Source organism: Janthinobacterium sp. BJB301 (assembly GCF_002735685.1).
Lineage (GTDB): Bacteria > Pseudomonadota > Gammaproteobacteria > Burkholderiales > Burkholderiaceae_D > Janthinobacterium > Janthinobacterium lividum.
In genome coordinates, this window is the sequence record NZ_PDZJ01000002.1 from 259,249 (window position 1) to 280,506 (window position 21,258).

Below are 21,258 nucleotides of genomic sequence, written 5' to 3' on the forward strand. Positions count from 1 at the left end.
AACAAGAATTTATCTGTGGTATCTATCCCTGCGCATGGCCCCACCATGCGGGACATGGCCAGGAGCGCTTGTGAATCTCGATCCTCCCCTCAGATCAGGCTTGCCGGGTGCCGGCATGGATACGACCATGGTGAACGGCATGCGCCTGCTGCTGTCGAGCGCCACCCTGCTCACCCTGTTCATCGACCCCGAAAGCGCCGGCAAGCTGACCAAGATCACCTGGCTAATCTTTTCCGCGTACACCATGCACAGCCTGCTGCTCTACGTGCTGGCCCTACTGGGCCTCAGCCTGCCCCAGGACATCTTGCTGTACTGGCTCGACGTGGCCTGGTATGCGCTGATCGTGTTTTCCAGCAGCAGCCACAACAATTTATTCTTCCTGTTTTTTTTCTTTGCCATCCTGACATCGTCGTTCCAGCGGGGCTTCGAGGAAGGCGCGCGCGTCACCCTGGCCTCTGCCGGCCTGTTCGCCGCCACCGCCCTGTTCGGCGAAACGGATGCGGAACTGTCGCGCCTGCTGCTGCGCACCACCTTCCTGCTGGCGCTCGGCTACATGATCGCCTACTGGGGTGGTTCGGCCATCACCCAGCGCAGCCACCTGGCGCTGCTGCGCGATGTCAGCCAGCTGTCCAATCCCCGCTTCGGCGTCGACCAGACCATCACCTCGGTGCTGGAAAAAACCCGCAGTTATTTCAACGGCCGCAGTTGCCTGCTGATCATGCAGGACAAGGGTACGCGGGTCTGGTCGCTGCGCAGCGTGATTCACACGGGCACGGGCGTCGTGCATACCAGCTCGCTCCTCAGCGACGACGCGGCCAGTCCCCTGCTCGCTTTCCCGCACGATAAAATCGCGCTGTACAACCAGCCCGCCGGCCCCTGGCTGCCATGGATAGGCGGCGCGCGCATGCTCGAGCCAAACAGCGGACGCTGGCTACGGCATGACGACGCGGCGGGCGCCCGCCTGGCCGAACTGCTCGAAGCGCACGCCTTCATCAGCGCGCCGCTGCCCCTGCGCAATGGCAAAGGCCGGATCTTTATCGTGTCCGCCACCAGCATGAGCAAGACGGATGCCCTGTTTCTCAGCCATATCGGCGCGCAGGCGTTTCCCGTCATTGAAAACATCAACCTGCTCGACCGCCTGGCGTCGCAGGCGGCCTCGCGCGAACGCGAAAAGATCGCGCGCGACCTGCATGACACGGCCGTGCAGCCGTATATCGGCTTGCGCCACGGCCTGGCCGCCCTGCGCAACGAAGCCACGCCGGGCAACCCGCTGCTGCCGGAACTGGAAAAGCTGATCATCATGTCGGGCCAGGTGATCACCGACCTGCGCAGTTACGCGCGCACGTTCAAGAATGGCCAGGTGCAAAGCGAGCCGGAACTGCTGGTCGCGCTGCGCCGCCAGGCCACGCAGATCCGCGAATTCTATGGCATCGACATCGCCCTGCATATCGAAGGCGACCTGCACATCAACGACCGCCTGGCGGCCGAGGTGTTCCAGATCGTCAATGAAGGCATGAGCAATATCCGCAAGCATACGTCGGCGCGCCACGGCGCCGTCAAGCTGACCTGCGTGCAGGGTGCGCTGCACATCAGCATCGACAACGAATGCGCCGCCGCGCACGTCCCCGATTTCCTGCCCGACTCGCTGGCCGAGCGCGCCGCCGCCCTCGGCGGCACGGCCCGCGTCACGCATGGCATGCTGGGCAACACCTCCGTCCAGATCGAGATACCCATATGAATGACGTACGCCACATGCCACCGGCCAGCCATGTCATCAGCGTCATGCTGGTCGATGATCACAAGACCATGCTGTGGGGCCTGGAGCGCCTGATCGGCGGAGAGCACTCCGGCATGCGCGTGGTCGCCACGGCGTCCGACGGCACCGAGGCGCTGGAGCAGGCGAAGGCGCTGCAACCGGACGTGATCGTGCTGGACCTGGACCTGGGCGGCATCAGCTCGCTGGCCATCCTGCCCGCGCTGGCCCAATGCGGCGGCACGCGCGTGCTGGTGCTGACGGCCAGCCACGACCAGGCCATCCTCGACCAGACGGTACTGAAAGGCGCGCGCGGCATCGTCAGCAAGGACGCGCCGGCGGAGATGGTGTTGAAGGCCATCGAAAAGGTGTACCAGGGCGAGCTGTGGCTGGAACACGCGATGCTGGGACGCATGCTGACGCAGTTGACCCAGCCCGGCGGCGGTTCGGCGCACGCCATCGCCATCGCCAGCCTGACCCTCAAGGAAAGAAAGATCATCGCCGCGCTGGTGCACGGCAGCGGCACGCCGGCCAAGCTGCTGGCGGACCAGCTGTTCATCTCCGAACACACCTTGCGCAATCACCTGACATCGATCTACCGCAAGCTGGGCGTGTACAACCGCCTGGAACTGTACGCCTACGCCACCAAGCACCAGCTGGGCCAATTGCCGCCCGGCGCCTGATACCACTGTCCTCCTGCACGGCCACTGCACGGCCGCGCATTCCCTCCCATCGCCAAGCAGCGGCGCGGCATGCGCCCCTGCGTTCCTGCGCGCGCCAGACTCGAGCATGACAATTGTCACGAAAAAAACGAGCAGTTCCTCCTTGCAATAAAAGGATGTTCTTCTGATGTAGATCAAGGTGCCGACTTCTATAGTGGATTTACCGGAGTGCAAATCACCGCGCGGCCCACCACGACACGGAGCACAGCATGCGCCTTGACAAGTTTCTTCCGACGGCCCTGATCACCTATTTACAGGGCAAGGAAAAGGCTGCGTTCTACCGCTATGCCCTAGTGGCGGCCCTCATGGCGGTGGTCTGCATCATCGGATTGCTGGCACTGGGCGAAAGTCCATGAGCGCGCCAGGTCGTAGCACCAGGAAGCAACGCTGCAAAACCGTTTCATCCACCGTCGTACCTTAACCACCACCAGGAGTTGTCATGAACCTCATCAAAAACTTTATCCGCGAAGAAGATGGCGTCACCGCAATCGAATACGGCCTGATCGCTGCCCTGATCGCCGTGGTGATCATCGCCGCCGTCACCATCGTCGGCACGCAGCTGAAAAAAACCTTCAGCACCATCGGCACCAAGCTGACCACCGCCAATGCCTGACGCGCTGCTGTCCGGGCCGGCCCAGCGCCAGCCCGGACTACGCTGCCCAATATTCTCGGCACGCCCACCTTGACGAACGCATAGCGAGGCCCATCGTGAAATCTTTCTTCAGCCGTTTATCCGACGAGTCCGCCGTCACAGCGATCGAATACGCGCTGCTGGCCGGCCTGATCGCGGCAGTGCTGGTGGTCACGATCACCCTGCTTGGCGACCAGGTCAAGCTGCTGTTTGTCTACGTCAAGGACCAAGTGGTCCTGGCCCTGTCATGAACACCCTGCGCGCCTCGCTGCGCACCCACCGCGCCCTGCTGCTGATCGTGCTGCCGTACGCCGCCGTGGCGACGCTGCTGGCCGGCGGCCTGCCCAGCGCATCGGACACCCTCAACGTGCTGGCCGGCTTCTTCATGGCCATCCTGATCGGCCCCGTCTTCATCCTGTGCGGCTACACCATCCATGTCATGGTGATGAAACGCCCGCACCGCCTGTGCCACTATCTGTACCACGATCTGCGCCGCTACCTGAGCAACGAGCGCCTGCTGCACGCGCTGCCGGCCATGCTGCTGATCCCCGTCTTCGCCTCCAGCTTCACCGTCATCAAGGGCGCCATCCCGCGCCTGCATCCCTACACCTGGGATGCCACCCTGTCCGCCTGGGACATCGCGCTGCATGGCGGCAAGGCCCCATGGGAAAGGCTGCAGCCACTGCTGGGCCACCCGCTCGTCACGGGCTTGCTCAACTTCAGCTACCACTTCTGGTTCTTCCTGTTCTACGCCATCCTGTACTGGCTCATCCTCGACACGCGCCGCCCCCTGCTGCGCATGCAGTTCCTGCTCAGCTTTGCGCTGACCTGGATCGCCCTGGGCAGCATCCTGGCCGTGCTGTTTGCCTCGGTCGGCCCCTGCTACTACGGCCACCTGCATGCCAGCGACCCGTATGCGCCGCTGATGGTCTACCTGCATGACGCCAACCAGCACGTCCCCGTCTGGGCCCTGCAAGTGCAGGAGATGCTGTGGCAAGGCTATCAAAGCAAGGGCGCGAACGGTGAACTGGGCATCTCCGCCATGCCCAGCATGCATGTGGCCACGGCCGTGCTGCTGGCCATGATGGGCTGGCGCGTCAACCGCGCCGCCGGGATCTCGCTGACCGCCTTTGCCGTACTGATCCTGCTCGGCTCCATCCACCTGGGCTGGCACTATGCGCTCGACGGCTATGTGGGTGCGGCCGGCGCGGCGCTGGTGTGGCGCCTGGTGGGACGGCTGCTGGGCAGCCAGGCCGCGGCGCCGGCCATGCACATGGCCACCGCTCCCTGCATGAGCAAGGAAGGACTGACATCATGAACGCCCACCTGCCCATGCTGCTGTGCCTGGCCGTACTCGCCACCCTGCTCGCCGCCGCCCTGTGGCACGACCTGCGCACGCGCCGTATCCCGAACCGGCTGGTGCTGTGGGGCACCCTGGCGGGACTGATCATCAACAGCTTCGTGCCGTCCGGCGCCGGACTGTTCGACGCCTCCTTCGGCGGCCTGGGCCTATTGCAGGCGCTGGCCGGCGCCGCCGCCGGACTGGCCCTGCTGCTGCCCATGTATCTGCTGCGCGCCCTGGGCGCCGGCGACGTCAAGCTGATGGCCATGTGCGGCGCCTTCCTCGGTCCCGACGCCGTGCTCGAAGCGGCCCTGCTGACCTTCCTGTGCGGCGGCGTGCTGGCCCTGGCCGCCGCGCTGGCCGGTCAGCGCCTGCGCCAGGTACTGAAAAACACCTATCACATGATGCTGGGCGCGCTGCTGCACAGCCTTGCCGGCGGCGCCGCCACGATCGCCGAACCGCCGCCTGCCACCGGCAAGCTGGCCTACGCCTTCGCCATTGCCAGCGGCACCCTGCTGCAGGTCTTCCTGCACTATACCCACCTGTGGAGCCTGCGCTGAAACGCGCCGCTCCGACGACCAGCCCCCTAGGACCTGACCATGCACACTCTCACCACCCTCTGCCACTCGCGCCACGCCAGCCTGTTCACCAGCATCGCCATGGCTTGCCTGTGGACGTTCTTCGCCAGTGCCCACGTGATGGGATTCCTGCACAGCGGCGACTGGAGCTATCTGCTGTTCTGCGCCGCCGAAACCCTGGCCGCCCTGTTCTTCATCGTGCGCACGGCCCCCGTCAGCGTTTCCACCGATGCGGGCGACTGGCTGCTGGCCATCGGCGCCACCTTCGCGCCCTTCCTTTTGTCTCCCGCCGACATGGCCATCTGGCCCGGCGCGCGCTACCTGCTGGCCGTCGGCAGCCTGCTGCAGATCGCCGGCCTGCTGTCGCTGAACCGCAGCTTCGGCCTGGTGGCGGCGCAGCGCGAAATCAAGACGGGCGGCGTCTACCGCGTGATACGCCATCCGCTGTATGCCAGCTACCTGATTTCCCTGAGCGGCTACCTGCTGGCCAACACCTCGCCCGCCAATACCGTCATCTATGTCGCGACGATGAGCATGATGGTGATGCGCCTGCTGCGCGAAGAGCGTTTCCTGTCCACCGACGTGCGCTATCGCGTCTACATGCGCCAGGTGAAGTACCGCCTGCTGCCTTTCATCTTCTGATATCCGGCCACCCGAACGAGGAGTACCCATCATGCCTGACACCTATCCAGAACGCAGCGACGGCGGCGGCGTCGAACCGGCGGCCAAGCGCGCGCCACGCACGGTCGAGGAAACGGGATTGCCCTTCCTGTTCCTGGTCGAACTGCTGGTCAAGATACTCTTCCTGCGCGGCCAGATCGGCCTGCCCGCCCTGTCGACACACGTAAAACTGGGCGCTGGCGTGCTCGAACCGCTGCTCACCTTCATGCGCGCCGAAAAGCTGTGCGAAGCGCGCCGCAACGGCGGCAGCGGCACCGACGCCGACCTGTGTTACCTGCTGGGCGACCAGGGCCGTCTGCGCGCCGCCGAGTACATGCGCCGCAACGCCTACAGCGGCCCCGCCCCCGTCACCCTGGCCGACTACAGCAACCAGGTACTGGCGCAAAGCGTGGCGGACATGCAGGTCACCCGCGATGATGTGCAGCGCGAGTTCCGCGACGTGGTGGCCAGTTCGGCCGTGCTCGACCAGCTGGGCGCGGCCATGAATTCCGGACGCGCCCTGTTCTTCCACGGCCCTGCCGGCAGCGGCAAGAGCTACCTGGCCGAGCGGCTGAACGGCCTGCTCAGCGGCGCCATCGCCCTGCCTCATGCCGTGATGGTCGATGGCGAAGTGCTGCCCTTCCTCGACCCCATGCTGCACACCCTGTCGCGCGGCGGCCTCGTGCCATCCGACCCGCGCTGGGTGCGCGCCGAACGCCCCGCCGTGCTGACGGGCGGCGAGCTGACGCTCGACATGCTGGACCTGCAATTCGACCATGGCAACCGCTTGTACCAGGCGCCGCCGCACCTGAAGGCCAACAACGGCATCTTCGTCATCGACGACCTGGGCCGCCAGCGCTGCTCGCCCGTGGAACTGATGAACCGCTGGATCGTGCCGATGGCGCGCCACATCGATTACCTGTCGCTGCACACGGGCTACAAGTTCCCCGTGCCCTTCGACGTCATCGTCGTGTTCTCGTCGAACCTGGCGCCGCAGCACCTGGCCGACGACTCCTTCCTGCGCCGCATCGGCTACAAGATCCATGTCGGCCCCCTGAGCGCCTACCACTACCTGGCCGTGTTCCGCAGCACCTGCGCCCAGCTGGGCATCAATTTCGACGAAGCCTCCTACACCTACCTGCTGCACCTGCATAGCCTCTACAAGCGGCCCTTGCTGGCCTGCTATCCGCGCGACATCCTCGCGCAGATCTGCGACCAGGCGCGTTATGAAGACCACCCGGCGCAACTGTCTCCGGAAGTCCTGTTCTGGGCATGGCAAAACTATTTCGGCAGCGATGACGACCTTGCAAGCACACACACCGGACCGGAAGCGGTCCAGCACAAAGGGGAAGCAAAATGAGAAACGCACGCGCTCTGACGATGATGGCCATTGCGGTCATCCTGGCGTTCGCCGCGGTCATCGTGGCCGCGCGCTGGATCAATGCCCAAGCCTCGGGCAACATCAACAAGGTGGCCGTGGCCCAGGTCGACATCAGCCTGGGGGCGCGCCTCACGCCCGACATGGTGCGCATGGTGGACTGGCCATCGAATGCGCTGCCGCCGGGCGCCGTCAACGATCCGAAACTGCTGGAAACGCGCGTCACGCGCACCAGCATCCAGCACGGCGAACCGATCATGGAAGGCAAGCTGGCGCCTCCCGGCACGCAAGGCGGCCTGTCGGCCGTCGTCGCCGAGGGCAAGCGCGCCATGACCGTGCGCGTCAACGATGTGGTGGGCGTGGCCGGCTTCGCCCTGCCCGGCAATTTCGTCGACATCCTCGTCAATACCCAGGGCGAAGGTGCCCGCAAGACGCCGGACCGCGACCCGAACATTTCCAAGATCGTGCTTGAACGCATCCTCGTGCTGGCCATTGCCCAGGAATCGAGCCGCGACGACACCAAGCCCAAGGTGGTCAACGCCGTGACCCTGGAGCTGACGCCGGAGCAGGCGGAAAAACTCGACCTGGCACGCAGCGTGGGCACCCTGTCGCTGGTGCTGCGCAACCAGGTCGAGGACAAGCCCGTCAACACGGAGGGCGCCACCAAGTCCAGTTTGCTCGATGAAAAGGTCGCCATGGCAGCCCCCGCCGCCATGGTGCAAGCCAAGCCGCTCCCGCGCCGCCGTCCTGCAGCCACAGCCGCGCCACAGGCCGGTCCGCGCGTCGATGTCATCAAGGGGCTGGAACGCAGCTCCCAACAATTCTAACCTGCACCAGAGGAGTCACGCCATGAGCACATATTGCACAGCAAGCGGAAGCCGGGTACTCAGCCTGGCGCTTGCCCTCGCCATGATCGGCGCCCTGGCGCCCCAGGCACGCAGCGAACCCGTTGCCGCCACCGCCGTTGCCGCCGACACCGGCGCCGCCCGGACCAGCCGGGCCGCCGCCCGCCCCAAGGCCACGCCGCCGCAAAGCGAATCGCGCGCCGGCCGCACCGAGATGGCGCCGCAAATGAGTCTGGCCGAAGGCAAGTCGACCCTGATGCGCCTGCCGTTCGCCGCCAGCCGCATGTCCGTCGGCGACCCGCGCATCGCCGACGTCATCCTGCTCAATCCCAACGAGGTGTACCTGCTGGGCCGCTCCGTCGGCACCACCAACCTGATCCTGTGGAACAAGAGCAATGACGCCACCATCATCGACCTGGCCGTCGGCATCGACAGCAGCAGCCTGCAGGCACGCATGGCCGAGCTGCTGCCGAACGAAAAGATCAACGTCACGGTGGCGGGCGACACCCTGATCCTGTCTGGCATGGTCAGCGATGTCGTCAAGGCCGACCAGGCCCTGTCGCTGGCCAACGCCTATGTGCAGCGCAGCGCCCGCAGCGGCAGCGCCGCCTCCGGCGCCGCGCCAGCCGCAGGCGCCGCCGCGCCCGCTCCCGCCGCTGCGCCCGATGCGGGCATGCCGCGCGTGATCAACCTGCTGTCGATCGCCGCGCCGCAGCAGGTGATGCTGGAAGTGAAGGTGGCCGAAGTATCGAAAGTGCTGGTCGACCAGCTGGGCGCCAGCCTGGGCATCAACAAGACCATCGGCAGCTGGTCGTACTCGCTGCTGTCCAGCCTGCTCAGCAACAACCCCAGCGGCTTGAGCGGCGCCAGCAAGAACAACTTCTTCAACCTCGACGCGCAAAAACGCGATGGCCTGATCAAGGTGCTGGCCGAACCGAACATCATGGCCATCAGCGGCCAGGAGGCCAGCTTCCTGGCCGGCGGCAAAATCTTCATCCCCGTCAGCCAGACCAACAATAACGGCGTGCCGACCATCACCCTGGAAGAGAAGGAATTCGGCGTGGCCGTGAAATTCACGCCCACCGTGCTCGAAGGGGGGCGCATCAACCTGAGGGTGGCGCCGGAAGTGTCGGACCTGAACAAGGACGGCATCGGCATCACCGCCACCGGCATCTCGGCCACAGCCATCCTGCCATCGTTTACCACGCGGCGCGCCACCACCACGGTGCAGCTGTTCGACGGCCAGAGCTTCGCCATCGGCGGCCTGATCAAGAACAACGTGACCAGCAATATCAAGGCCCTGCCAGGCCTGGGCGAAGTGCCCGTGCTGGGCGCCCTGTTCCGCAGCACGGACTTCCAGACGGACCGTTCGGAACTGGTCTTCATCATCACGCCGCACCTGGTCAAGCCGCTGCCGCCCGACTACAAGCTGCCCACCGACGGCTACATCCAGCCGACGCGCGGCGACATGTTCATGCAGGGAAAAATGGAAGGCAGCGCACCGGCGCCCGCCCCCGCAGCGGCACAGACACCGGCCCCCATGCAGCCGCAAGCGGCCGCGCCCCAGCCTGCCGCCGGCTTCGACCTCAAATAGGAGAACACCATGAAAACCGCACATCGCCTGCCTTGCGCCGCCCTGTTCTGCCTGCTGGCCGGCTGCGCCGCCACCACCACGCCCGTGCTCGATTCGCACTTTGGCGAATCGGTGGCCCTGCTCAAGGCGCAGCAGATCATGTATCCGGACGCCTACCGCAATGCCAACCCGGTCAGCGGCATCGACGGCAAGGCCGGCGTCAGCGCCTACCAGCGCTACCAGAAATCGTTTGCGGCGCCGGAACCGCAACCGAATGTCTTCACCATCGGCGTGGGCGGACGCCAGTAGGCGCCAGTCCCGCGATGCACTTTTCCCAGGCCACCAGGAGACAGCCATGAACACCGCATTTCGCAGGCACGACAAGCAGCAGGGCGCGATCGCCATCGTGCTGGGGCTGACCCTGGTGGTGCTGTTTGCCATGGGCGGCCTGGTGCTGGACCTGGGCCACCTGTACATCGCCAAGACGGAGCTGCAGAACGGCGCCGACAGCGCCGCCCTGGCCGGCGCCGTGGAACTCAACCAAAGCGCCACCGGCATCGACAACGCGCAGGCCAAGGCCATCGCCATCGCGCAAAAGAACCGCTACGACTTTTCCACCACGCTGACCCTGACGGCCGCCAACATCAGTTTCGGCCCCAGCCCCGACGGGCCGTGGTCTTCCGGCGCCAGCGCCCGCACCAGCCCGCAGGGCCAGACCTTCATCCGCGTCGACACGGGCAGCAAGACCTTCGCCACCTACCTGATGGGCATCGCCGGCATCGCCAGCACCAGTACCTCGGGCGTGGCCGTGGCGGGCCGCTTCGTCAACGACGTCACGCCGATCGGCGTGTGCGCCGTCGATCCGGCCAACAAGACGGCGCAATACACGTATCCGGCCGCGCCGGCCGGCACGGGCCTGACGGAACTGCTGGAATTCGGCTTCCGCCGCGGCGTCACCTACAACCTGTTCGGCCTCAATCCGCTGGGCGGCCCGTCCGACCCCTACCTGATCAACCCCGTCGACGCCCCGCCCGGCAGCTGCAGCGCGTCGCATTCGAGCGCAGCCTCCACCGCGCCGTTCATGTGCACGGGCAGCAGCGCCGTCATCACCAGCGGCACGGGCCAGGTCTACACGAACACGGGCCTGTCGGCCTCGCTGGCCGCCTCGCTCAATTCGCGCTTCGACGATTACGGCGGACCCTCCGTGTGCGACCCCGCGACGGCGCCGCCCGACACCAACATCAAGGAATATCCCTGCGTGGGCGGCGCGTCGCCCTGCGCCGCCACCGCCGCCAACTCGCCGCCCACCGGCTGGATGCAGCCGGGCGCCAGCACCCTGCCCAGCCAGCAGCCCGTCAGCCTGTCCGGCAACAAGCCGAATTACCAGCTGCCGTCGGCCGGCGCCGTCCCCGCGCCCTCGGCCACGTTCGCCCAGTTCGCCGGCTACGGCGTGCTGTGGTCCTACGGCCCGGCCTACCAAAGCAATGGCGCCACTCCGGCCAAGGCCGGCACGGCGTACAGCGTCGCGGACGCCAACGCCAACCCCATGTACAGCACGGCCAAGGCGAATTACTTCGACACGGCCAGCTACCCCGTCAGCCCAGGCGCAGGCTTTCCTGCCAGTACGCCGCCTTCGCCGTACAACCAGACCAGCGGCCCCACGTTCCAGGCGCCCTCGGCCGCCCATCCGGGCCAGCGCAACCGGCGCATCCTCAACGTGGTGCTGGTCGACTGCCGCACGGCGCCCGTGGGGCCGGCTTCGTGCGGCGTCATGAATGCGGTGGGCATCGGCAAATTCTTCATGACGATGAAGGCCGATTTCAGCGGCGGCACCAAGCGCCTCGACGTCGAGTTCGCGGGCCTGATCGAGCCCGTGCCGAATTCCGAAATCAAACTCTACAAGTGAGGCGGCCATGCGCATCCACCTTTCCCCCCTCAGGCAGCGCGGCGGCGCCGCCGTCGAATTCGGCATCGTGCTGGCCCTGCTGATCACCCTGCTGGCGGGCATCTTCGGCTTCGGTCGCGCCTTCTGGTACTACGACGCGCTGACCAAGGCCACGCGCGATGCGGCGCGCAACATGTCCGTCAAGGCCAAGGCCGGCATCGCATCGCAGGGCGTGCCTGCCGCCAAGCAGACGGTCGTCGATGCGGCCACCAGCGCCGGCATCAGCGGCTTCACCACGGCCAACGTGACGGTCACCTGCCTGGATGCGGCGTTCAACGACAGCAGCTGCACCGATGGCACGGCGCCGGGCGGCATCCGCGTCGAAGTCGTCAACTACACGCTGTCGGTGGGCCAGTACCTGCCCTTCGTGATCGGCGCGGCCAGCAGCTATGCCACGCCGCTCTCGCCGCGCACCACCATGCGCTACATGCTGTAAGGAGAACGCCATGCGCCACCGCCTTTCATCGTCTCCTCCAGCCGGCCGCCAGCGCGGCGCCGCCGCCGTCGAATTCGCCCTGGTGGCACTGCTGTTTTTCACCCTGCTGTTCGGCATCCTCGAATTTGGCCGCATGCTGTACCTGTACAACACGGTGCAGGAAGTGAGCCGCCGCGCCGCGCGCGAAGCGGTAGTGCGCTGGATCGACCAGACGGACACCGTCAAGACGCTGGCTCTGTTCGGCGGCACGGCCCTGCCTGCCGCGCCGGAACTGACGGCCGCCAACATCACCATCCGCTACCTGAACAAGAGCGGCGCCGAAGTGACCTTGCCGCCGCTCGATCCGGGCGACAACCTGTCGGCCTGCGGCGACATCACGCGCACGGCCAGCTGCATCGACAGCGTGCGCGTGTCGATCGACAACGTCAGCTATACGCCGATGGTCAGCCTGTTCGGTTTTCTCAATATCGCCGTGCCAGCCTCGGTCGTGGTCATGCACGCCGAAAGCCTGGGCTTCCAGATCAACTGAACGCCATTACCGGGAGTACCAAGTGAATATCGTCATCGTCTCGAAGAATGAAGCCCAGCTCAAGCGGCTCACCCGCTTGCTGCGCGAACGCAGCGCGGCCGACCGCGTCGCGCTGCTGGCGAGCATACCGGATGTATTCGACAACGGCGCCACGCCGGACTTGCTGCTGCTGGAGCAGGAGCAGGCGGGCGAGACGGAGCTGGAGCGGCTCGAACTGCTGGGCGGGCGCCATCCGAACCTGGCCATCATCGTGCAATGTCCGCAGCAAAGTCCGCAATTCCTGCTGCGCGCGATGCGCGCCGGCGTGCGCGAAGTGCTGCTGCCGGACGACGACGCGTCCCTGTGCGCCGCGCTGCGCCGCATCGAGGACAAGCTGCAAAAGCAGGTCACGCGCAAGGGCCAGGTGCTGGCCTTCGTCTCGTGCAAGGGCGGCAGCGGCGCCACCTTCATCGCCGCCAACCTCGGCTACGCGCTGGCCGCCGGCGAACAGCGCAAGGTGGCGCTGTTCGACCTGAACCTGCAGTTCGGCGACGCCGCCCTGTTCGTCTCGGACCACAAGCCGGCCACCACCCTGTCGCAGCTGTCGCAGCAGATCGTGCGCCTCGACGCCTCGCTGCTGACCGCCAGCATGATCCAGATCACGCCCGCCTACAGCGTGCTGGCCGCCGCCGACGATCCCGCCCATGCGGCCGACGTCGAGGCGGACCATATCGACCGCTTGCTGACCCTGGCGCGCAGCCAGTACGACTACATCCTGCTCGACGTGGGACGCGGCCTCGACCCCGTCAGCGTGCGCGCGCTGGACCGGGCCGACCTGATCTTCCCCGTGCTGCAGGCCACCTTGCCGTATGTGCGCGACGGCAAGCGCCTGCTCGACGTATTCCGTGGCCTCGGCTACCGCGAAGACAAGATCCGCCTGATCCTGAACCGCTATGCCAGCAGCGACAGCATCCGCGTGGCCGACCTGGAAGCGGCGTATGGCAAGCACGTCTACAAATCCATCCCCAACCACTACGAGGCGGTGGCCGCCTCCGTCAGCCAGGGCGTGCCCATCCTCAAGCTGGCGTCGCACAATTCCGTCTCGCGCGCCCTGCAGGAACTGGCCGCCAGCCTGGCCGGCGAAACCCCGCCCGCCGCGCAAGGCTGGGTTTCGCGGCTGCTGGCGCGCGCTTGATTCCCTACAGCGCGCCTGATACCCCATTCACCGGAGACCGACCATGACTGCCGAAAAACTCACCCTGCGGGACCGCCTGGGCTATGCCCAGGATGACGCCAGCCTGAATGACGATGCCGCGCACCAGGGCGCATCGAGCCAGAGCTACCAGCAACTCAAGCACCGTACCCACCAGGCGCTGCTCGACCGCGTCGATCTGGAAGGCATGCAGCGCCTGTCGCGCGAGCAGATCCGCGAAGAGCTGAAAATCCTCGTCAGCGACGTGCTCACGGAAGACAATGTGGTGATCAACGAGCTGGAACGGCGCTCGCTGATCCGTGACATCCAGGACGAGGTGCTGGGCTTCGGCCCGCTCGAACCGCTGCTCGCCGATCCCGGCGTGTCCGACATCCTCGTCAACACCTACCGCCAGGTGTATGTCGAGCGCCACGGCCGCCTGGAGCTGAGCGACATCTGCTTTACCGACGACGCCCACCTGATGAAGATCATCGACAAGATCGTCTCGCGCGTGGGCCGGCGCATCGATGAATCGAGCCCCATGGTCGATGCGCGCCTGCCCGACGGTTCGCGCGTCAACGCCATCATCCCGCCGCTGGCCATCGACGGACCCGTGATGTCGATCCGCCGCTTCTCGGCCCAGCCGCTGCGCCTGGCCGACCTGATGCTCAAGCACAGCCTGACGGAGGAAATGAGCACCACCCTGCAGGCGCTGGGCAAGGCCAAGGTCAACATCCTGATCTCGGGCGGCACGGGCAGCGGCAAGACCACCATGCTCAATGCGATTTCCGGCTTCATCAGCACGGCCGAACGCATCGTCACCATCGAGGACGCGGCCGAACTGCAGATGCAGCAGCCGCACGTGGTGCGCCTGGAAACGCGGCCCGCGAACATCGAGGGCAAGGGCGAAGTGACGCAGCGGGCGCTGGTGCGCAACGCGCTGCGCATGCGTCCCGACCGCATCATCCTGGGCGAGGTGCGCGGCGCCGAGGCGCTCGACATGCTGGGCGCCATGAACACGGGCCACGAAGGCTCGATGGCCACCATCCATGCGAACACCCCGCGCGACGCGCTGACGCGGCTGGAAAACATGATCAGCATGGCCTCGGCGGGCCTGCCCGTGAAGGCCATGCGCCAGCAGATCAGTTCCGCCGTCAGCGTGGTGGTGCAGGTGGCGCGCCTGACGGATGGCAAGCGCAAGATCATTTCGATCCAGGAAATCACGGGCATGGAAGGCGAGATGATCACCATGCAGGAAATCTTCACCTTCCGCCAGACGGGCATCGGCGAGGACGGCACGGTGCAGGGACATTTCCATGCCAGCGGCGTGCGGCCGCACTTCCTGGAACGCCTGCGCGCCTTCGGCATCAGCCTGCCGGAAACCCTGTTCGATCCCGCCCGTCAGTACCATTAAGGGGAGCATCATGGACTATCTCTATTACGTATTCGCCATCCTCACCTTCATCGCCGTGGTGCTGCTGATCGAGGGGGTGTACCTGGCGTGGAACACCTCGCGCGGCCCGGAAGCGGAAAGGGTGGCGCGCCGCCTGCGCATCATGTCGGCCGGTGCGCATGGCGACACGGGCAGCTCGATGATCAAGAAGCGCCTGCTGAGCGACACCCCGGCCCTGCAGCGCCTGCTGCTCAGCGTGCCCCGCGTGCATGCGCTAGACCGCCTGCTGGAGCAATCGGGGCTGACCTGGAGCGTGGCCAGCTTCGCCGGCGTGATGCTGGCCACGGCCGGCGCCGCGTTTTTGCTGCTCAGCTACTTCGGCGTGCCGTGGATGCTGCGCCTGCCGCTGGTGGCTGGCGCGGCCCTGCTGCCGCTGCTGGTGGTCTTGCGCGCCAAGGCCAAGCGCCTGCAGCGCATCGAACAGCAATTGCCCGATGCGCTCGACCTGATGGCGCGCGCCCTGCGCGCCGGCCACGCCTTCCCCACCGCCCTGAAAATGGTCGGTGATGAAATGAACGCGCCGCTGGCCGTGGAATTTCGCGCCACCTTCGACGAAGTCAATTTCGGCATCGCCATGCAGGACGCCCTGATGAACCTGGCCACGCGCGTGCCCAGCACGGACCTGCGCTACTTCGTCATCGCCGTGCTGATCCAGCGCGAAACGGGCGGCAACCTGGCCGAGCTGCTCGACAGCATCAGCCGCATCATCCGCGAGCGCATCAAGCTGCTGGGACAGGTGCGCGTGCTGTCGGCCGAAGGCAGGCTGTCGGCCTGGATCCTGTCGCTGCTGCCCTTCGGCGCGGCGGCCATGATCCACCTGACCAATCCGCAATTCCTGGAAATGCTGTTTGTCGACCCGGGCGGACGCAAGATGCTCGTCGGCGCCCTGCTGCTGATGGTATGCGGCGTCCTTGTCATGCGCAATATCATCCGCATCCGTGTCTGAGCCCGCAAGGAGAACCCTCATGAACCCCGTCCATTTTGCCTTTCTCGCCCTGCTCTTCATTGCCGTCTTCGGCACCGTGCTGGTGGCCATGCGCAGCTTTGCCCCCGATCCCTTGCGCCAGCGCATGGACAACGCCACCGGCAAGAGCGCGGCGGCGCCTGGCGCATCGGCGCCCAGCCCATGGCTGGCGCGCATGGTGCGCCTGAGCGGTCCGCTGGCCAAACTGTCGCTGCCCGACCAGGGCTGGGAAGGTTCCGTGATGCGCCGACGCTTCATGAATGCCGGCCTGCGGCAGGCGTCGGCGCCCATCCTGTTCTTTTCCGCCAAGACCATGCTGGCCATCGGCCTGCCCCTGCTGCTGTTCCTGGGCCTGAGCGCGTCGGGCAGCCAGATGGCGGGCAAGGCATTGCTGTTCTGGCTGCTGATCGTGGCCGCCATCGGCTACTACCTGCCCAATATTGTCCTGGCACAAATGATCAAGCGGCGCCAGCGCGATATCTTTGAAAGCTTTCCCGATGCGCTGGACTTGATGACGGTGTGCGTGGAAGCGGGCCTGGCCATGGATGCCGCGCTGGCCCGGGTGGCCGCGGAGATCGCCCTGAAAAGCACCGTGCTGGCCGAAGAATTGCACCTGGTGATGCTGGAACTGCGTGCCGGCAACACCAAGGAGCGGGCCCTGCGCAACCTGGCCCTGCGCACGGGCGTCGAGGATGTCGACGCGCTGGTGGCCATGCTGATCCAGGCCGAACGCTTCGGCACCAGCATCGCCGCCTCGCTGCGCGTACAGTCGGACCAGCTGCGCACCAAGCGCCGCCAGATGGCCGAGGAAGAAGCGGCGAAGATCGCCCTCAAGCTGCTGTTCCCGCTGATCTTTTTCATCTTCCCTTCGCTGCTGGTCGTCTTGATGGGACCAGCCTTCCTGCAAATCTACCGCGTGCTCCTGCCCAGCATGGGCAGCGGCAGCTGACCGGAGAACCGCCATGTCACAGCACACCACCCTGATGCTCATGCTCGCCTGCGCCGGCCTGCTGCCCGCCTGCGGCCACCTGCCCGGCCCGGCCAGCCAGGGCAGCCATGTTGCGCCACCCCAGGCGCGCATCGATGACAGCCCCGCCACCCGCACCGCCGCGTTCTGCAAGCTGGGCAAGCGCATGCTGGAACTGGGCGACCCGCGCGCGGCGCTGGCCGCCTACCGCGAAGCTCTGCTGCTTGAGCCCGACTCGGCCGATGCGCGCAATGGCGCCGCCGTGCTGCACGCGCAGCTGGGCCAGCTGGAAACGGCCCGCAGCATGCTGCAGGCGCTGGCGCTGCAAGCGCCGACGGCCAGGACCTACAACAATCTCGGCTACGTGCTGTACCTGCAGGGAGAGTATGCCCAGGCGGCCGATGCGCTGCGCCAGTCGCTGCAGCTCGACAACGGCCAGCAGCCGGCGCGCGCCAACCTGGACCTGGCCATCGCGGCGCTGGCGCGCAGCATCGGCACAGTCGATGCCACCGCGGAGGCCATCGCGCCCGACCTGGCGCCGGCGCCCATGCCAGCAGCGCCGGCCAGCCGCTTGCAGCTGACGCAATTGCAGCCGAATATCTTTGCGCTGAGCTGGCGCGACGCGCCCGTGGCGGCGCAAGCCGCGCCAGCGGCTATCCCCGTCTTGGCCAAGCCGGCGATGCCGCTGCCACGGCTGGAAGTCATCAACGGCAATGGCGAAACGGGAATGGCGGCGCGCATGCGCGGCATGCTGGGCGGCATGGGCATCAGCGTGCTGCGGCTGGGCAACCAGCGGCCGTACGGCATCCAGGCCAGCAGCATCGTCTACCGTCCCGGCCACGCCGAGGCAGCAGCCGCCCTGGCCCTGGCATTGGGCGGCATGCCGCAACTGCAGGCGGCCGGCGACAGCGGCATCGGCGCGGGCGCCGACCTGCGTTTATTGCTGGGCAAGGATGCGGCGGCCAGCCTGCGCGCGCCGGACATGCGCCTGGCATCGAACACGGCGCCGTAGCAGTGGCATCAGCGACGGCGTCAGCGTGGCAGCAGGCGGCGGTCGGCAGGGTTGATCAGGAAGCCCTGCAGGATATCCTGCAGCTGCGGCAGTTTCGCCACGTAGGCGGGAATGCCCAGCTGGCGCGCGCCGAAGTAGTGGGCGATGATGTCGCCCTGCTGCTCCATGTTGAAGTCGGACAGGACGCCGCCAGCCTGCGCATCGTAGCGGTAGGCGCGCTGCCCGATGTAGCCGCCGCGCAGCGCCAGCAGCACGCCATGCAGCAGCACGCCGTAGCCGAGCTGGTACTGCCACACGTGCACCATCTCGTGGATGAAGAACAGCTTGCCGCTGTTGCCTTCGCGGGAAAAATCGTCGCGGTACTGGGCCGGCATGAAGTGCAGGCTGCCGCGCGGCGTCATGGCCGTGTTCTGGTCCTGCAAGCCAAACGGAAGAAAGGAGCCGCGCACGACGCGCACGCGCGCGTAGTCGATGGCGCCCTGGAAGACGCTGCGGGCCATGGCGGTTTCGCCGATGGTGAGGGGACGGCGCAAGACTCGCATGAGAGAAAGAAATAAAGCGCGGCAAGCGGGAAGCCTGCCGCGCCGGAGCCGCTTACGCTGAACGCAGGCCGCTGGCCGCTTTCGCGATTTCCGTGATGCGGTCCCAGTTGCCGGCCGCGATCGCGTCTTTCGGCGTCAGCCACGAACCGCCCACGCAGGCGACGTTCTTGCACGCCAGGAACTGCGACGCCGTCTCTTGCGAGATGCCGCCCGTCGGGCAGAACGTGATGTCCGGCAGCGGGCCGTAAATCGCGTTGAGCATGCCGATGCCGCCCGCCGGCACGGCCGGGAACAGTTTCAGCTGCTGGAAGCCGTTTTCACGCGCCGCCATCACTTCGCCTGGCGTCATCACGCCTGGCAGCAATGGCAGGCCGCTGCTTTTCGCCGCCGCCACCAGGGCGGGAGTCAGGCCTGGCGAGACGCCGAAGACGGCGCCCGCATCGCGCGCCTGCGCGAATTCCTCGGGACGGGTCAAGGTACCGACGCCGACGATGGCGCCCGGCACTGCCGACATGGCGCGGATCGCCTCGAGGCCGTGCTTGGTGCGCAGGGTCACTTCCAGCACGCGGATGCCGCCCGCCACCAGCGCGCGCGCCAGCGGTACGGCGTGTTCAGGATCGTCGATCGCAATCACGGGGATCACGCTCGAAGTGCGCATAATTTCCAGTAGTGTCATGGTCATCTCTTATTTCCTAGCCAAAAAGTCTTCATCGGAACCCGGTACGGTATCACCGACATTGTCGGCGTCGTGCAAGGCGACGGTGGTGGGAATCGGCGACGGCAGGCCGAAGGTGGTGGCACCCTCTTCCGCCGCGCTGACGGTGGAACGGAACATGGAAAACAGCTCGCGGCCCATGCCGACGTGGTTCGGCGACAAGTCGGCCGTGACCAGCGAACGGGCGTGCCAGACATCGGCCGGCACCAGCGCTTCCAATACGCCGGTAAAGGCGTCGAGACGGATGATGTCGCCGTCGCGCACCAGGCCCAGCGGGCCGCCGGCGAGGATTTCAGGCGAGACGTGGATGGCGGCCGGCACCTTGCCCGACGCGCCCGACATGCGGCCATCGGTGACCAGCGCCACGTGGCGGCCCGCATCCTGCAGGTTGGCCAGCGCCGGCGTCAGCGCATGCAGTTCCGGCATGCCGTTGGCGCGCGGTCCCTGGAAGCGCAGCACGGCGACGAAATCGCGGTCCAGCGTGCCCGCCTTGTAGGCGGCCATGAAATCTTCCTGCGAATTGAACACCAGCGCCGGCGCTTCCACCGTGCGGTGCTGCGGCTTGACGGCCGAGACCTTCATCACGGCGCGGCCCAGGTTACCTGCGACCAGCACCATGCCGCCGTCCGGCGCGAACGGGTTCGAGGCGGGGCGCAGCACGTTTTCGTCGGCGCTGGCGGCCGGTGCATCTTTCCAGAAAACCTTGCCGTCTTCGCCGAGGAACGGCTCCATGCAGTGGGCGCGCAAGCCGTGGCCCAGGATGGTGTTGACGTCGTCGTGCAGCAAACCCGCGTCCAGCAGTTCGCGGATCAGATAGCCCGTGCCGCCGGCCGCGTGGAAATGGTTCACATCGGCATCGCCATTCGGGTAGATGCGCGTGAGCATCGGCACGATGGCCGACAGTTCGTTGAAATCGTTCCAGTCGATGACGATGCCGGCCGCCTTGGCGATGGCCACCAGGTGCAGGGTGTGGTTGGTCGAACCGCCCGTGGCCAGCAAGCCTACGACGGCGTTGACGATACATTTCTCGTCAACAATATGGCCGACCGGCAAGTAGCTGGCGCTTTGCGCCGTGATGACGGCGGCGCGCTGGGCGGCCGCTCTTGTGAGCGCATCGCGCAGCGGGGTATTCGGCGTGATGAAGGCGGCGCCCGGCAAGTGCAGGCCCATCACTTCCATCAGCATCTGGTTGCTGTTCGCGGTGCCGTAGAAGGTACAGGTGCCGGCGCCGTGGTAGGCTTTCGACTCGCCTTCGAGCAAGTCTTCACGCGTGGCCTTGCCTTGCGCATACAGCTGGCGCACCTTGGCTTTTTCCTGGTTCGACAGGCCCGACGTCATCGGACCGGCCGGCACGAAGACGGCCGGCAAGTGACCGAAGTGCAGCGCGCCGATCAACAGGCCCGGCACGATCTTGTCGCACACGCCCAGGTACAGGGCCGAATCGAACATATTGTGCGACAGCGCCACGGCCGTCGACATGGCGATGGTGTCGCGCGAGAACAGCGACAGTTCCATGCCCGGTTGGCCTTGCGTCACGCCATCGCACATGGCGGGCACGCCGCCGGCGAACTGGGCCACGGCGCCCACTTCGCGCACGGCTTGCTTGATGATCTGCGGGAAGCCTTCAAACGGCTGGTGCGCCGACAGCATGTCGTTGTACGAGGAAACGATGGCCACGGAAGGCTTCTTGTATTCCTTCAGCGACAGCTTGTCGTTGGCGGGAAAGGCGGCAAAGCCGTGCGCCAGGTTGGTGCACGACAGGGCGCCGCGCTGCACGCCCTGGATGCGGGCAGCATCCAGATGCGCCAGGTAGGCGCCGCGCGATGGCCGGCTGCGCGCGATGATGCGCGCTGTTACGGATTCGACTACTGGATGCAGCGCCATATGGATTTCCTTAAAAATGAGTATTTCGTGAAATTTTACTACAAAATGGTCGCGCAGAAGCACTCTTGCAGTGGCCAGTGGCAGAAATAATCCATTTCTCCACGACATTTCAAGGCAAAACAACAGCGTGCCACGCCCACTTGTCTTGCTTGCCTATC

General features: G+C 66.2%; 23 protein-coding genes. 20 read left to right on the forward strand and 3 right to left on the reverse strand.

Going from position 1 to position 21,258, the window contains the following annotated elements; translation table 11 throughout:
• Positions 1–70: 70 nt before the first annotated feature.
• The 20 genes from CSQ91_RS14450 (at position 71) to CSQ91_RS14540 (ending at position 17,959) form a co-directional block, all read left to right on the forward strand.
• Positions 71–1,738: a sensor histidine kinase gene (locus CSQ91_RS14450; protein WP_034786998.1), complete on the forward strand. Its 1,668-nt coding sequence runs from the start codon at positions 71–73 to the stop codon at positions 1,736–1,738.
• On the forward strand, positions 1,735–2,436 hold the full coding sequence (locus CSQ91_RS14455; RefSeq protein ID WP_240317720.1) for a response regulator: 702 nt from the start codon (positions 1,735–1,737) through the stop codon (positions 2,434–2,436). The genes CSQ91_RS14450 and CSQ91_RS14455 overlap by 4 nt, the downstream gene beginning before the upstream one ends.
• A gap of 248 nt (positions 2,437–2,684) precedes the next feature.
• Entirely contained in the window at positions 2,685–2,831 is a 147-nt protein-coding gene (locus tag CSQ91_RS28945) for a hypothetical protein (RefSeq protein ID WP_157814672.1), read from the forward strand.
• 83 nt (positions 2,832–2,914) lie between these two features.
• Positions 2,915–3,088 (forward strand): Flp family type IVb pilin, encoded by a 174-nt coding sequence (locus CSQ91_RS14460; protein ID WP_070281259.1) that lies wholly within the window; start codon positions 2,915–2,917, stop codon positions 3,086–3,088.
• A gap of 95 nt (positions 3,089–3,183) precedes the next feature.
• Positions 3,184–3,357, forward strand: a complete 174-nt coding sequence (locus CSQ91_RS14465) for a Flp family type IVb pilin (protein ID WP_071653370.1) — start codon at positions 3,184–3,186, stop codon at positions 3,355–3,357.
• Positions 3,354–4,424 carry a phosphatase PAP2 family protein gene (locus tag CSQ91_RS14470; RefSeq protein WP_092606631.1) on the forward strand — a complete coding sequence of 357 codons (1,071 nt, stop codon included), beginning with the start codon at positions 3,354–3,356 and terminating at the stop codon, positions 4,422–4,424. Before CSQ91_RS14465 ends, CSQ91_RS14470 begins: the two co-directional genes overlap by 4 nt.
• Complete coding sequence (locus tag CSQ91_RS14475; protein WP_052140553.1) at positions 4,421–5,008, forward strand: A24 family peptidase; 588 nt, start codon at positions 4,421–4,423, stop codon at positions 5,006–5,008. The genes CSQ91_RS14470 and CSQ91_RS14475 overlap by 4 nt, the downstream gene beginning before the upstream one ends.
• A 39-nt stretch (positions 5,009–5,047) precedes the next feature.
• Entirely contained in the window at positions 5,048–5,668 is a 621-nt protein-coding gene (locus CSQ91_RS14480) for a methyltransferase family protein (protein WP_034787006.1), read from the forward strand.
• Between the two features lie 31 nt (positions 5,669–5,699).
• A complete protein-coding gene (locus tag CSQ91_RS14485; protein ID WP_205412600.1) occupies positions 5,700–7,046 on the forward strand; it encodes an ATP-binding protein in 1,347 nt (448 codons plus the stop codon).
• Positions 7,043–7,891: a Flp pilus assembly protein CpaB gene (gene cpaB / locus CSQ91_RS14490; protein ID WP_070281266.1), complete on the forward strand. Its 849-nt coding sequence runs from the start codon at positions 7,043–7,045 to the stop codon at positions 7,889–7,891. Before CSQ91_RS14485 ends, cpaB begins: the two co-directional genes overlap by 4 nt.
• 22 nt (positions 7,892–7,913) lie before the next feature.
• On the forward strand, positions 7,914–9,503 hold the full coding sequence (locus CSQ91_RS14495) for a type II and III secretion system protein family protein (protein ID WP_099388797.1): 1,590 nt from the start codon (positions 7,914–7,916) through the stop codon (positions 9,501–9,503).
• 9 nt (positions 9,504–9,512) lie between these two features.
• Positions 9,513–9,791, forward strand: coding sequence for a hypothetical protein (locus CSQ91_RS14500; protein WP_034787014.1), 279 nt, complete (start codon positions 9,513–9,515; stop codon positions 9,789–9,791).
• Between the two features lie 46 nt (positions 9,792–9,837).
• A complete protein-coding gene (locus tag CSQ91_RS14505) occupies positions 9,838–11,388 on the forward strand; it encodes a Tad domain-containing protein (protein WP_099388798.1) in 1,551 nt (516 codons plus the stop codon).
• A gap of 7 nt (positions 11,389–11,395) precedes the next feature.
• Positions 11,396–11,863, forward strand: coding sequence for a TadE/TadG family type IV pilus assembly protein (locus CSQ91_RS14510; RefSeq protein WP_034787020.1), 468 nt, complete (start codon positions 11,396–11,398; stop codon positions 11,861–11,863).
• A gap of 10 nt (positions 11,864–11,873) precedes the next feature.
• A complete protein-coding gene (locus tag CSQ91_RS14515) occupies positions 11,874–12,392 on the forward strand; it encodes a TadE/TadG family type IV pilus assembly protein (protein WP_099388799.1) in 519 nt (172 codons plus the stop codon).
• Positions 12,393–12,414: 22 nt separating this feature from the next.
• Positions 12,415–13,566, forward strand: a complete 1,152-nt coding sequence (locus tag CSQ91_RS14520; RefSeq protein WP_092606640.1) for an AAA family ATPase — start codon at positions 12,415–12,417, stop codon at positions 13,564–13,566.
• A gap of 43 nt (positions 13,567–13,609) precedes the next feature.
• Positions 13,610–14,977, forward strand: a complete 1,368-nt coding sequence (locus tag CSQ91_RS14525; RefSeq protein WP_034787023.1) for a CpaF family protein — start codon at positions 13,610–13,612, stop codon at positions 14,975–14,977.
• A gap of 10 nt (positions 14,978–14,987) precedes the next feature.
• Positions 14,988–15,962 carry a type II secretion system F family protein gene (locus tag CSQ91_RS14530; protein WP_092606643.1) on the forward strand — a complete coding sequence of 325 codons (975 nt, stop codon included), beginning with the start codon at positions 14,988–14,990 and terminating at the stop codon, positions 15,960–15,962.
• A gap of 19 nt (positions 15,963–15,981) precedes the next feature.
• Entirely contained in the window at positions 15,982–16,929 is a 948-nt protein-coding gene (locus CSQ91_RS14535) for a type II secretion system F family protein (protein WP_099388800.1), read from the forward strand.
• Between the two features lie 13 nt (positions 16,930–16,942).
• Positions 16,943–17,959: a LytR C-terminal domain-containing protein gene (locus CSQ91_RS14540; protein WP_099388801.1), complete on the forward strand. Its 1,017-nt coding sequence runs from the start codon at positions 16,943–16,945 to the stop codon at positions 17,957–17,959.
• Between the two features lie 20 nt (positions 17,960–17,979).
• Here the strand turns inward: CSQ91_RS14540 and CSQ91_RS14545 are convergent, their stop codons facing one another.
• From CSQ91_RS14545 to edd, 3 genes are all read right to left on the reverse strand, one after another.
• Complete coding sequence (locus CSQ91_RS14545; RefSeq protein WP_081345913.1) at positions 17,980–18,492, reverse strand: hypothetical protein; 513 nt, start codon at positions 18,490–18,492, stop codon at positions 17,980–17,982.
• Positions 18,493–18,553: 61 nt separating this feature from the next.
• Positions 18,554–19,183 (reverse strand): bifunctional 4-hydroxy-2-oxoglutarate aldolase/2-dehydro-3-deoxy-phosphogluconate aldolase, encoded by a 630-nt coding sequence (eda, locus tag CSQ91_RS14550; RefSeq protein ID WP_099388802.1) that lies wholly within the window; start codon positions 19,181–19,183, stop codon positions 18,554–18,556.
• A 3-nt stretch (positions 19,184–19,186) separates the two neighbouring features.
• The gene (gene edd / locus CSQ91_RS14555) at positions 19,187–21,100 is read right to left on the reverse strand and encodes a phosphogluconate dehydratase (RefSeq protein ID WP_070260459.1); all 1,914 of its coding nucleotides are present in this window, start codon (positions 21,098–21,100) and stop codon (positions 19,187–19,189) included.
• Between the last annotated feature and the right edge of the window lie 158 nt (positions 21,101–21,258).